Origin of the sequence: Bradyrhizobium sp. BR 10289 (genome assembly GCF_019455385.1) — a bacterium.
Taxonomy (GTDB): Bacteria; Pseudomonadota; Alphaproteobacteria; order Rhizobiales; family Xanthobacteraceae; genus Bradyrhizobium.
This window is the reverse complement of the sequence record NZ_JACOFR010000024.1, coordinates 70387-83004: the sequence shown is the minus strand read 5'-3', so window position 1 is coordinate 83004 and position 12618 is coordinate 70387. Positions and strand designations below refer to the sequence as shown.

Below are 12618 nucleotides of genomic sequence, written 5' to 3'. Positions count from 1 at the left end.
CCTTCTGTAATTCTTCCATTTGACGGGAAAATCTTCCGCTAATCCAGCCATGATGTCGGGATTTCGGGACATTTTCTTCGTCCGGAAGATTATCATTGTGTCGCGAGAGAACGTGACATGCAACTCCGACAGCGCCGGCGCGTCAGCGTCATCGCCACCACGCCCGACCCTTTTGACGGGATCGTCCGGCTCGTCCTCGACGCGGCACGTTTCGGCTTCGGTCTCGACCAGGTCGCGATGACAACGCACTCCGATGGGAACCGGACGATACGGATGGTGCTTGAAGTGATGCCGTCGGTCGATTGCGCAGACCTCACGGAACGGCTTTCACGCCATCCCGCGATCACCGACCTTCACGTCGTCGAGCTCGCCCGCGAGGATTCCAATCGGCCCGGCGTTGTCCCTCCAGGACCTCTAAAGGAGCGGATGCTTCCATGACCAGCCCGACACCCCTTCGCTTTCACGTTCCGGAGCCGGCAAGCCGGCCCGGGGGCAAGCCGGACTTCTCCGGCGTCTCGATTCCGAAGGCAGGCTCGGTGCGACGGCCGCCGGTCGATGTGGCGCCCGAAGAGATTCGTGATCTCGCCTACTCGATCATCCGCGTGCTCGATCACGAGGGACAGCCGATCGGGCCATGGGTGCCTGACCTTTCCAAGGACGAGCTGGTCGCCGGCCTCCGTCACATGATGACGCTGCGTACGTTCGACGCACGCATGCAGATGGCGCAGCGCCAGGGCAAGACCTCCTTCTACATGCAGCACACCGGCGAGGAAGCGGTGAGCTGCGCCTTCCGCATCGCGCTCGGCCCCGACGACATGAACTTCCCGACCTACCGCCAGGCCGGCCTTCTGATCGCGCACGATTATCCGCTGGTCGACATGATGTGCCAGATCTATTCCAATGCGAACGACCCGATGAAGGGACGCCAGCTTCCGGTGTTCTACTCGTCGCGCAAGCACGGCTTCTTCACGATATCAGGCAATCTCGCCACCCAGTTCGTCCAGGCCGTCGGCTGGGCGATGGCTTCCGCGATCAAGGGCGACAGCCGCATCGCCGCCGCCTGGATCGGCGACGGCTCGACCGCCGAGTCGGATTTCCACGCCGCGCTGGTGTTCGCCTCGACCTACAAGGCGCCCGTCGTCCTCAACGTCGTCAACAATCAATGGGCGATCTCGACCTTCCAGGGCATCGCGCGCGGCGGCTCCGGCACCTTCGCCGCGCGTGGGCTCGGCTTCGGCATTCCCGCGCTGAGAGTCGACGGCAACGACTATCTTGCCACCTATGCGGTGGCGAAATGGGCCATCGAGCGGGCGCGGCTCAACCTCGGGCCGACGCTGATCGAATACGTCACCTACCGCGCCGGCGCACATTCGACCTCGGATGATCCGTCCGCCTACCGTCCCAAGCACGAATCCGAGGAGTGGCCACTCGGCGATCCCGTGATCCGGCTCAAGCAGCATCTCATCGCAGCGGGCGCCTGGTCGGAAGAGCGCCACAAGCAGGCCGAGGCCGAGATTTTGGCCGAGATTATCGCCGCGCAGAAGGAGGCCGAGAGCTTTGGCACGCTGCACTCGGGCAGCAAGCCGTCGGCCCGCGACATCTTCGAGGACGTCTACGCCGAGCTCCCGCCGCATCTGCGGCGCCAGCGCCAGCAGATCGGAGTTTGAGCCGTGCCGCGCATGACGATGATCGAGGCGATCCGCTCGGCACTCGACGTGTCGATGCAACGCAATGACGACGTCGTGGTCTATGGCGAAGACGTCGGCTTCTTCGGCGGCGTGTTCCGCTGCACGCAGGGCCTACAGCAGAAATACGGAGTCTCGCGCTGCTTCGATGCGCCGATCAGCGAATGCGGCATCGTCGGCACCGCGATCGGCATGGCCGCCTATGGCCTGCGCCCCTGCGTCGAGCTGCAATTCGCCGACTACATGTATCCGGCCTATGACCAGATCGTCTCGGAAGCGGCGCGCCTGCGCTATCGCTCGGCCGGCGACTTCACCTGTCCGCTCGTCATCCGCATGCCCACCGGCGGCGGCATCTTCGGCGGGCAGACGCACAGCCAGAGCCCCGAGGCGCTGTTCACGCATGTCGCGGGGCTGAAGACCGTGGTGCCGTCCAATCCCCATGACGCGAAGGGCCTGCTGATCGCAGCGATCGAGGATCCGGACCCCGTCATCTTCCTGGAGCCGAAGCGGCTCTACAACGGCCCGTTCGACGGTCATCACGACCGCCCCGTCACCGCATGGGCCAAACATGAGCTCTCCGAAGTGCCGGAAGGCCACTACGCCACGCCGCTTGGCAAGGCGGTGACGCGGCGCACGGGCGAGTCCGTCACCGTGCTCGCCTATGGCACCATGGTTCACGTCGCCCTCGCCGCGGTCGAGGAGACCGGTGTCGACGCCGAGGTGATCGACCTGCGCACGCTGCTTCCGCTCGATCTCGAGACCATCGCCGCATCCGTCGCCAAGACCGGCCGCTGTATCGTGGTGCACGAGGCAACGCTGACCTCCGGCTTCGGTGCGGAGCTCACGGCACTGGTCCAGGAGCACTGCTTCTATCATCTCGAAGCGCCGGTGATGCGCGTCACGGGCTGGGACACGCCCTATCCGCATGCGCAGGAATGGGACTATTTCCCCGGCCCCGCGAGACTAGGACAAGCGCTGCGCAACATCATGGAGGCAGGCTGATGGGCGAGCGCAGCGTCAGGCTTCCTGATATCGGCGAAGGCATTGCCGAAGCCGAGCTGGTCGAATGGCACGTCAAGGTGGGCGATCTCGTTCGCGAGGACGATCTGCTCGCCACCGTTATGACCGACAAGGCCTCGGTCGAGATTCCCTCGCCGCTCGCGGGCGAGATCAGCTGGGTCGGCGCCCAGATCGGTGAAGCGGTCGCGATCGGCTCGACGCTCGTGAAGCTCAAGGTCGCCGGCGATGATGCCACGGAGCTCGAAGACGAGGCGCCAGCGAAGAACGTTGCGGCACCAACGGCTGCGACGAAGGCCGAAACTGCTGCGCCATCCGCTCCTGCGCGCGTCCGTCCCGTCACCAACGAGCCCCCGCGACCGGCGACCGCGCCTGAGGTCCGCCGCGCGCCAGGCGAGAAGCCGACGGCATCGCCCGCCATCCGCCTCAGGGCGCGGGAAGCCGGCATCGACCTGCGCCAGGTCCACGGCACCGGCCCCGCCGGCCGCATCACCCACGACGACATCGACGCCTTCCTGTCGCGCGGGCCGGTACCTCGCCATGGCCGCGGCATGAGCCCGAAGACGGCCGTCACCGACGTGAAGGTGGTGGGCCTGCGCCGCCGCATTGCCGAGAAGATGGCGCTGTCGAAATCTCGCATCCCGCACATCACCATCATCGAGGAGGTCAACGTCTCCCCGCTGGAAGAGCTGCGCGCGACGCTCAACAAGAAGCCGGTGCCGGAGCAACCGAAGCTGACGCTGCTGCCCTTCCTGATGCGCGCCATGGTCAAGGCGCTCACTGAGCAGCCCGCCCTGAACGCGCTCTATGACGACGAGGCCGGCATCGTCCATCAACATGCCGGCATCCATATCGGCATCGCGACCCAGACCCCGTCGGGCCTCGTCGTGCCGGTGGTGAAGCATGCGGAGGCGCGCGACCTCAGGGATTGCAGCCTCGAGCTGAACCGTCTCGCCCAGCGCGCCCGCGAGGGCACCGCGACGCGCGAGGAGCTGACCGGCTCCACCATCACCATCACCTCGCTCGGCGCCCTTGGTGGGCTCGCGACCACGCCTGTCATCAACCATCCCGAGGTCGCCATCGTCGGCGTCAACAAGATCGCGATACGTCCGCTCTGGGACGGCGCGCAGTTCGTGCCGTGCAAGGTGATGAACCTCTCCTCCAGCTTCGATCATCGCGTCATCGACGGATGGGACGCCGCCATCTTCGTGCAGCGGCTCAAGGAGCTGCTGGAGAACCCGGCGACGATCTTCGTCGATCCCTGAGGCGGAACAAGCCATGACCGAAATCACCTGTCAGCTCGTCGTCATCGGTGGCGGACCCGGCGGCTATGTCTGCGCGATCCGCGCCGGCCAGCTCGGCCTCGACACTGTCCTCGTCGAACGCGGCAAGCTCGGCGGAAGCTGCTTGAACGTCGGCTGCATTCCTTCCAAGGCGATGATCCACGTCGCCGAGGAATTCGAGAAGCTGACCGAGGCCGCGAACGGCAAGACGCCGTTCGGCCTGACGGCGGCGCAGCCCGCGCTGGACTTCAAGCAGGCGATCGCCTGGAAGGACGGCATCGTCCAGCGGCTGAACAACGGCGTCGCCGCACTGCTGCGCAAGGCTAAGGTCAAGATCGTCCAAGGTCATGCACGCTTTCAAGACGGGAAGACGATCGTCGTCGAGACCGAGACCGGTTCGAAGACGATCAAGGCGGAAACGGTGGTGATCGCGACCGGCTCCGCGCCGGTCGAGCTGCCGTCGCTGCCGTTCGGCGGCAGGGTCATCTCCTCGACCGGCGCGCTGTCGCTCTCGGAGGTGCCAAAGTCCCTCGTGGTCGTCGGTGGCGGCTATATCGGGCTCGAGCTCGGGACCGCATTCGCCAAGCTAGGAAGCAAGGTGTCGGTGGTCGAGGCGCAGGACAACACCCTGCCGCTCTACGATTCCGAGTTGACGGCGCAGATCGCAAGACGCCTCGCCGCGCTCGGTATTGAGGTGCTGACCGGCGCCAAGGCACTCGGCCCGACCGCACAGGGAGACGGATTGCGCGTCGAGGCGGCGGATGGTCAGGAGCGAAGTCTCGCAGCCGACAAGATTCTCGTCACGGTCGGGCGCGCGCCGGTCATGGCCAATTTGGGGCTGGAGCAGCTCGTGCTCGACATGGACGGCCGGTTCATTCGCATCGGCCAGCATTGCGAGACCTCGATGCGCGGCATCTATGCGATCGGCGATGTCACGGGCGAGCCGATGCTGGCCCACCGCGCCATGGCGCAGGGCGAGATGGTGGCGGAGATCGCCGCCGGCCTGCCTCGCGCCTGGGACAAGCGCTGCATCCCTGCGATCTGCTTCACCGATCCCGAGATCGTCTCGGCGGGTCTGTCACCGGATGAGGCGCGCGAGGCCGGCATCACGATCAAGGTCGGGCAGTTCCCCTTTGCAGCTAATGGCCGGGCGATGACGCGCCATGGCGAGGCCGGCTACGTGCGCATCGTCGCCAGGGCCGACAATCAGCAGGTGATCGGCATCCAGGCGGTCGGACAGGGCGTCTCGGAGCTGTCCGCCGCGTTCGGCCTCGCAATCGAGATGGGCGCGGTCCTGCAGGACATCGCCGGCACGATCCACGCGCATCCGACGCTCGGCGAGGCCATTCAGGAGGCCGCCTTCAAGGCGCTCGGCCACGCGATCCACGTCTAGCCTCATCCGGCCGGCAAGCGATCAGGCGCCGATGACCTTCGCCATCGGGGCCAGCGTTACGCCTGCCGCTGCAAGACGCGCCTTCAGGCGCTGCGCCATCGCGACCGCGCCCGGCGTGTCGCCGTGGACGCAGACGCTGTCGATGCGGGTCGGCAATTTCGTTCCCGACAGGCAGATGATGGCGCGGTCCTCGATCATACGAACGACCCGCTCGGACGCGACCTCGGCATCGTGAATGACGGACCCGGCGAGACGGCGCGACACCAGATTGCCATTGTCGGCATAGGCGCGATCGGCATAGATCTCGCGGACCAGCGGCAGGCCGAACTTCTCGCCGGCCCGCTCCGTCTCCTGGCCGGGCATCACCACGAAGATCAGATTGCGATCGATGGTGCGGATCGCGCGCGCCACGGCTTCGGCGAGATCGCGATCTTCCGCTGCGATGTTGCCGAGCGCGCCGTGGGTCTTGACGTGGCGGACGACGTGGCCGGCGTCGGAGGCCAGCGCCATCAGTGCGCCGATCTGATAAAGTACGATCTTCTCGATGTCGGCGGGCCGCTCGCCCTGAATCGGCCTGCGGCCAAAGCCCCAGAGATCGAGGAAGCCGGGATGCGCGCCGGCCTGCACGCCATTGGCCTTCGCCTCGGTCAAGGTGCGATGCATCACCAGCGGGTCGCCGGCATGAAAGCCGCAGGCGATGTTGGCCGAGGTGACGGTGCGCAGCATTTCGGAATCGTCACCGAGCGTGTAGACGCCAAAACCTTCGCCCATGTCGCAGTTCATATCGATCAGAGTCATCGTCGTCCTCGTTTGGCGTGCAGGTTCGATATACTCGTGATCGGCGATGTGTGTCCCAAAAAATTGGCCGTGCCGCGCGACATCACTCCTTCAGGCCGCTTGCGGCCACGCCGCGCACGAAATTCCGGCGCATCAGCGAGAAGAACAGCGCACTCGGGACCAGCGCCAGCGCGGCGGCCGCGCTGAGGCGGCCGATATCCACGGTGAAACCGGTCTGAAACAGCGCGAGCCCTACCTCGAGGGTGTAGGTCTCCTTGTTGGTCATGACGACGAGCGGCCACGCGAAGGCCGTCCACGCCTGAAAGAACGCCAGCACGGCGAGCGCGCCGAGCGGGCCACGCATCAGCGGCAGCACGATCCGCAGGAAGATCCAGGTTTCCCCCGCGCCATCCACCCGCGCCGCCTCCAGCAGTTCGTCGGGGATCGAGGTCATCACATATTGCCGCACCAGGAAGATGCCGAAGCTCATGATGAGATAGCCGATCAGCAGTCCGGGCCAGGTGTTGAGCAGTCCGGCCGCCTGGACGTTGAGGTAGAGCGGGATCATGTAGACTTCGAAGGGGACGACCGCCGTCGCGATGATGATGCCGAAGATGACGGGGATCCCCGGCAGGTCGAACTTGCCGAGCACATAACCGGCGATCGCCGATGTGGAGACGATGCTCGCGGTCGAGAGCGTCGCGAAGACCAGCGAATTGCCGATCCAGCGAAACAGCGGCGTTTCACCGAGCACGCTGACGATGTTCTCCAGCGTCGGCTGGTGCGGGATCACCGTCGGTGGCCAGGCCAGGAGCTCCGGCGGCGTCTTGAACGCGTTGCTGATCAGGAAGACCAGCGGCAAAAGCATCATCAGGCTGACGGCGCCAAGAACGATGTCGATGACGAGGCCGACGGCTCCGCTCTGGCCGACGACGGACGGATGCTCGCGTTCGTGCTCGCTCATGCGCGGCTCCGGTCACGGAACAGCCTGAACTGCGCGGCGGTCAGGATGAGGACGATGACGAGCAGCACGACGGCTTCGGCGGCGGCATAGCCCACCCGGTAATTGCGAAAGCTGTTTTCGAGCATGTCGAGGACGAGCACGCGGACGAGATGCCCCGGCGCGCCCTGAACGTCGGAGGCCAGCACGAAGGCCTGCGCATAGATGTTGTAGGACGAGATCAGCGTGATCACCGACACGTACAGCATGACGGGCTTGAGCAGCGGCACCGCGATGTAGCGGAAGGCCTGAATCGACGAGGCGCCATCGAGGCGCGCGGCCTCGTAGAGCGCCTCCGGAACGTTCTTCAGTCCGACCAGGAAGATCAGGACTGCATAGCCGATCGCCTGCCAGGAGCAGAGCACGATCAGGCAGATGAGCGATAGTACAGGATCGAACAGCCATGACTGGGCTGGAATTCCAACAAGGCCGATCAGGGCGTTGAGAGGTCCGAGCCTTGCGTCGAAAATCCATTTCCAGGCCATCGCCGCCGGCACCAGCGAGACGACGTGCGGCAGGAATACCGAGGCCTCATAGACGCCGCTGCGCCGCAGCCCCTGCCTTGTATTGATCAACGCGGCCAGTGCGAGCGCAACCGGAATGGTGATCGCCACGACGCTGAAGGCGATGATGGTGGTGTTGAAGATCGCTTCGAGAAACAGCGGGTCGCCTGCAAGCTCGACGAAGTTGGCGAAGCCGACGAACGGCTTGCGCCGCGAGATGATGTTCCACTGGAACAGGCTGAGCCGCAGCGTCTCGATGATCGGATAGACGCGGATGCAGCCGTAGAGGGCGAGGACCGGAAGCAGCGCCAGAACGGGAAACAGCCATTTCGGCGTGGTGCGCATCGATCCTCCGGCAAGCGCCGGTCTGCGGCCGGCGCCTGGATTGAGTGGGTCGCTGTCGGAAGCTCTAGGGTTTAGCCAGCAAATCTTCGCGCGCGAGGATCTTGTCGCTTTCCTCAGCCGCGGACTTCAGGAACGCATCGATCGCGGCGTCATTACCGGCCAGCGACTTGTCGGTGAAAGCCTTCTCCAGCCGCGCCGCAAGCCGGGTGAGGATTTCACTGGCCGGGCTGATCGCCGGGACCGTGAAGAAGACGTGGTCGGACGGCGTATTCACGAAGGCGCCGAGCTGCGGGATCTTCGTGAGCACGGCGGAGTAGTCCAGGCCCTTGCGATTGGGGACCCAGGCCGTGTTCTCGAGCAGCCAGAGCAGGTTTTCCGGCTCGTTGGCCTTCTGCACGAAATCCCAGGCGATCTGGCTCTTCGCGCCCTTGTTCGGGACATAGAGATCGACCGGGACCATCAGCGTGCCCTTGGGCAGAGGGGCCGTGGCGTATTTGAGATTGGGCGCCTTCTTGGCGACATCGCCAATCACCCAGGACTCGCGAATGAACATCGCGGTCTGGCCGAGCTCGAAGGCTTCCGCGTCCGCTTTCATCTCGGGCGTCACGGTCCGGTAGACCACGACATTGTCGAGATATTGCTTGAGCGCGGCGCGGCCGGCCGGGCTCGCATAGGCGGCGCGCCATTTTCCGCCCTTCTCCTCGAGCAGCGTCCCACCGTGATTGTAGAGGATGGTCCAATACTTCTCCGCGATGCCCGAGCCGCCACCGCTGAGACGCAGGCTCCACCCGCTCACCGTCGGGGTGCCGGAAGCGTCGCGTTGCGCGAGCTTCTGCGCATAGGCGGTGTAGTCGGCCATGGTCTTGGGCGGACCGTCGAGGCCGGCCTTGGCGAACATCTCGGTGTTGTAGAACAGCGCGCCCTGCCCCTGGAACAGCGGCACGCCGTAGATCTTGCCGTCGTACATCGCGGTTTTCACGCGCGTCATGTCGTAATTGGCCTTGACGAAATCGACGATCGACGCCGGCGGCTCCGGAATGAGGCCGGCCTCGAGATAGCGCGCCGCCTCGACCTCCATCTCGATGACGTCACCGGCCGCGCCCGACGGAAGCGACAGTGCAAGCCGCTTCTCGTGCTCGCGGAGCGCTATCGCCTCGACGCTGATTTCGAGATCCGGATATTTGCTCTTCAGCTGGTCGCCGACGCGCTTGTAGAACGGGGCGAGATCAGGCCACCCGCTCCAGATCGTGAGCTTCTCCGCGGATGCGGGCGAAGCGAACGCCGGCATTGCGACGGCCAGTACCAGCGACAATGCGGCCGACATCCACGACCGGCGATTCGAATGCGCCGGTCGATTGCGATCCCCGGACAGCGTGACGTCACCTAACCTGCCGACGGGTTTCACCATGAGGGTCATTCTCACATCCGGAATGGGACAAATCCTGCGGAAAAGCTCGCATGCAACCGGTTGCGTGTCAATTGCGATCCAGCGCCGCTTTCGCAGGCCATTGCTGAAATCGTCAGCGGCCTCGCCGCCTCGAAGGTGCCGGGCCGGTCGAGGCGCGAATGACGAGATGGGAATTCAGCTTGTGGCGGATCTCGCCCGACACGCCGCCATTCATCTGGCTGAGCAGCAGGCCGACCGCGACATCGCCGGCATCGGCGCAGCGCGCCGACACGGTGGTGAGCGGCGGATAGGTGGTCTCGCCGAGGACATCGTCGCAGCCGACGACGCTGAAGGATTTCGGCACCTCGACGTCGAGTGCAGCTAACCCCGCCATCAGCCCTTGAGCCACGAGGTCGTCGAACGCGATCGCGGCGGTGACGCCGCTCGCGACGATCTGGGTCGCCGCCAATCGGCCGGTGTCGTAGGACGGCGGACGGGCGGGAACGGCGATCACCTTGAGCCCGCGCTTCTCCGCCTCGCGCCGGACGGCATTACGCCGCTGCTGATTAGACCATGACGTCGTCGGGCCGCTGACATAGGCGATGTGCCGGTGGCCGAGCTCGGCAAGATGCGCGATCGCAGCCGCCACGCCCGGCGCCGTATCGATCAGCACCCGCGTAATGCCTTCGATATCGCGGTTGATGAGCACCAGCGGCCGGCGCGTCGCGTGGCGGCGGATATGCTCTTCGTCGAGCCGCGACGAAGCGAGGACGAGCCCCTCCACCTGGCCGATGAAACGGCCGACCAGCAACTCCTCGCGCGCGGGATCCTCATCCGAATTGCCGAGGAAGACGCACAGCCCGGCCTGGTCGGCGCGCAGCTGCGCGGCCCTGATCAGCGGCGGAAAGAACGGGTTGGCAACGTCAGAGACGATCAGTGCGACATTGCCATGGCGTCCGGTCGACAAGGCGCGCGCGACCTGGTTCGGCACGTAGCCGAGCTTGCCCGCGATCTCCTTGACGCGCCGGACGGTCGCCTCGGTCAGCATCTCCGGCCGTGAGAAGGCGCGCGATACGGTCGCGCGCGACACGCCGGAGGCCTTCGCCACCTGGCTGATCGTCGGCACGACCGACGGACGTTCCTTCCCGCCGCTGTCGGAATCGCGCTTCACCGCAGGCCACCTCCCTCTGCATCGCCCTCAACTACATGCCTTGGTCACGCGCGTGGTGCAAGCTTGACATGCAACCGGTTGCATACCATTCTCCGCGCCGGGGTGACGGCGGCCCGGCAAAATCACGGATCAGCATGACGGCTTCGGGAGCTCCTTCGATCGTGACATTCGAAACGCGGGATGCGATGGGCCGGGCCGCTGCCGCGGACGTCGCTGCCGCGCTGCGCGACCGCCTCGCGCGACAGGGCAACGTGCGGATGATCTTCGCGGCGGCACCGAGCCAGGCGGAGATGCTGGATGCCCTCGCCCGCGAGCGCGATATCGATTGGCGGCGCGTCACGGCCTTCCACATGGACGAATATCTCGGACTTGCCGCGGATGCGCCGCAACGCTTCGGCGCCTGGCTGACGCGTCACCTCTTCTCGCGCATCGCCTTCGGCGCCGTGCACATCATCGGACAGGAGCCGGATCCGGACCGGGAAACGGCGCGCTATGCCGCCCTTCTCAACGAGGCCCCGATCGACATCGTCTGCCTCGGCATCGGCGTCAACGGTCACCTCGCCTTCAATGATCCGCCGGTCGCCGACCTGCACGATCCGAAACCGGTCAAAATCGTCGAGCTCGACGCGGTCTGCCGGCAGCAGCAGGTCGACGACGGATGCTTCCCGAGCTTCAGTGACGTGCCGACGCACGCGATCACGCTGACGATTCCCCGGCTGCTGGACGCCGGCCAACTGTTCTGCGTCGTCCCCGGCGCATCCAAGCGCGCCGCGGTCGAGCAATCCCTGTACGGCCCGATCGGCACGGCCTGCCCGGCAAGTGCGCTCCGCACGCATCCGCGATGCGCGCTGTATCTCGACCGCGATTCCACCCCGCCGCAGCTCTCGCAAGCAACGGTGCGCGCATGACCGATCCGGCAACGCGCGTCTCGGGCCGAGACCCCGAGACCGGACAGAAGCGCACCATCGTCATTCAGGAGGGCCGGATCTCGGAGATCATTCCCGGCGGTGATGACGACGGGTTCTGGTTGACGCTCGGTCTGCTCGACCTGCAATTGAACGGCTTTGCCGGCCACGATCTCAATGCCCGTCCCGATCCCGGGACGGTCCGCGATCTCGCAACAGCCGTCCACACCAGCGGCGTGTCGCGGTTTGCGCCGACGCTGATCACGGCGTCGCGCGACTCGATGATCGCGGGCTTGCGCGCCATTGCGCAGGCGCGCGACAGCGATCCGCTTCTGAAACACGCGATGCCCTTCGTGCATGTCGAGGGACCGCATATCGCACCGGAGGACGGTCCGCGCGGCGCCCACCCCGCCGAGCATGTCAGGCCGCCTGATCTCGACGAGTTCGACGCGTGGCAGGCCGCGAGCGGAAATCTCATCGGCCTCGTGACATTGTCGCCGCATTGGCCGGAAACAACCGCCTATGTGCGCGGTCTTCGCGCGCGTGGCGTTCGAGTTGCGCTCGGCCATACCGGCGCAACGCCGGATCAGATCGCCGCAGCTGTCGCGGCCGGAGCAACGCTCTCGACCCATCTCGGCAACGGCATCGCGGCCACGCTGCCGCGGCATCCCAACCCGATCTGGTCGCAGCTGGCCGAGGACGCGCTGTGGGCGAGCTTCATCGCCGATGGTCATCACCTTCCCGCCGAGACCTTCAAGGCCATGCTGCGTGCAAAGGGGCTGGAGCGATCGATCCTGGTGTCCGACGCCGCCGCGCTCGCGGGATGCGCGCCTGGACTCTATGACGCCCCGATCGGCGGCAAGGTCGAGCTGAAGGCGAATGGACGGCTGGAGGTCGTCGGCACCTCCTTTCTGGCGGGTGCGGCCGTCAGCCTCGCGTTTGGGGTTGCGACCGCCAAGCGCATGGCCGGATTGAGCCTGGCAGAAGCGCTGAGGCTCGCAACAATCAATCCGCGTCTGCCGTTCAACCTACCCGCGCTGACAGTGGGAGCGCCGGCGGACCTGCTGCGCTTCCGTCTCGGCGAGGACGGGGCTCTCGTGCCCGAGACGATTTACGTCGCCGGCCGGCCCTTCAACCCCTGAGGAATGAGAC

Annotated in this window: 12 protein-coding genes; 7 read left to right on the top strand and 5 right to left on the bottom strand. The window is 65.8% G+C overall.

The features are described from left to right. Positions 1 to 117 precede the first annotated feature (117 nt). From HYH08_RS30180 to lpdA, 5 genes are read left to right on the top strand one after another with little or no spacing between them, the layout of a single operon-like run. A complete protein-coding gene (locus tag HYH08_RS30180) occupies positions 118 to 438 on the top strand; it encodes a hypothetical protein (protein WP_220013460.1) in 321 nt (106 codons plus the stop codon). Further along, positions 435 to 1667: a 3-methyl-2-oxobutanoate dehydrogenase (2-methylpropanoyl-transferring) subunit alpha gene (locus HYH08_RS30175; RefSeq protein WP_220013459.1), complete on the top strand. Its 1233-nt coding sequence runs from the start codon at positions 435 to 437 to the stop codon at positions 1665 to 1667. Before HYH08_RS30180 ends, HYH08_RS30175 begins: the two co-directional genes overlap by 4 nt. Positions 1668 to 1670: 3 nt before the next feature. Continuing rightward, a complete protein-coding gene (locus HYH08_RS30170; protein ID WP_220013458.1) occupies positions 1671 to 2687 on the top strand; it encodes an alpha-ketoacid dehydrogenase subunit beta in 1017 nt (338 codons plus the stop codon). Next, positions 2687 to 3967 (top strand): dihydrolipoamide acetyltransferase family protein, encoded by a 1281-nt coding sequence (locus HYH08_RS30165; RefSeq protein WP_220013457.1) that lies wholly within the window; start codon positions 2687 to 2689, stop codon positions 3965 to 3967. Before HYH08_RS30170 ends, HYH08_RS30165 begins: the two co-directional genes overlap by 1 nt. A gap of 13 nt (positions 3968 to 3980) precedes the next feature. Next, positions 3981 to 5378 (top strand): dihydrolipoyl dehydrogenase, encoded by a 1398-nt coding sequence (gene lpdA / locus HYH08_RS30160; RefSeq protein ID WP_220013456.1) that lies wholly within the window; start codon positions 3981 to 3983, stop codon positions 5376 to 5378. 21 nt (positions 5379 to 5399) lie between these two features. Here lpdA and HYH08_RS30155 read toward each other — a convergent pair whose 3' ends face one another. The 5 genes from HYH08_RS30155 to HYH08_RS30135 all read right to left on the bottom strand — a co-directional run bounded on the left by HYH08_RS30155 (position 5400) and on the right by HYH08_RS30135 (position 10561). Continuing rightward, complete coding sequence (locus tag HYH08_RS30155) at positions 5400 to 6176, bottom strand: LamB/YcsF family protein (RefSeq protein ID WP_220013455.1); 777 nt, start codon at positions 6174 to 6176, stop codon at positions 5400 to 5402. An 82-nt stretch (positions 6177 to 6258) separates the two neighbouring features. Further along, positions 6259 to 7119, bottom strand: a complete 861-nt coding sequence (locus tag HYH08_RS30150) for a carbohydrate ABC transporter permease (protein WP_220013454.1) — start codon at positions 7117 to 7119, stop codon at positions 6259 to 6261. Further along, the gene (locus HYH08_RS30145) at positions 7116 to 8003 is read right to left on the bottom strand and encodes a carbohydrate ABC transporter permease (protein ID WP_220013453.1); all 888 of its coding nucleotides are present in this window, start codon (positions 8001 to 8003) and stop codon (positions 7116 to 7118) included. The genes HYH08_RS30150 and HYH08_RS30145 overlap by 4 nt, the downstream gene beginning before the upstream one ends. Positions 8004 to 8067: 64 nt before the next feature. Then, positions 8068 to 9411 (bottom strand): extracellular solute-binding protein, encoded by a 1344-nt coding sequence (locus HYH08_RS30140; RefSeq protein WP_220013486.1) that lies wholly within the window; start codon positions 9409 to 9411, stop codon positions 8068 to 8070. Between the two features lie 112 nt (positions 9412 to 9523). Further along, positions 9524 to 10561 (bottom strand): LacI family DNA-binding transcriptional regulator, encoded by a 1038-nt coding sequence (locus HYH08_RS30135; protein ID WP_220013452.1) that lies wholly within the window; start codon positions 10559 to 10561, stop codon positions 9524 to 9526. Positions 10562 to 10722: 161 nt separating this feature from the next. Between HYH08_RS30135 and HYH08_RS30130 the strand changes: the two genes are divergently transcribed. Both HYH08_RS30130 and HYH08_RS30125 read left to right on the top strand, forming a co-directional pair. After that, positions 10723 to 11469: a glucosamine-6-phosphate deaminase gene (locus HYH08_RS30130; protein WP_349631471.1), complete on the top strand. Its 747-nt coding sequence runs from the start codon at positions 10723 to 10725 to the stop codon at positions 11467 to 11469. Beyond that, positions 11466 to 12608 (top strand): N-acetylglucosamine-6-phosphate deacetylase, encoded by a 1143-nt coding sequence (locus HYH08_RS30125; protein ID WP_220013451.1) that lies wholly within the window; start codon positions 11466 to 11468, stop codon positions 12606 to 12608. Before HYH08_RS30130 ends, HYH08_RS30125 begins: the two co-directional genes overlap by 4 nt. Positions 12609 to 12618 lie beyond the last annotated feature (10 nt).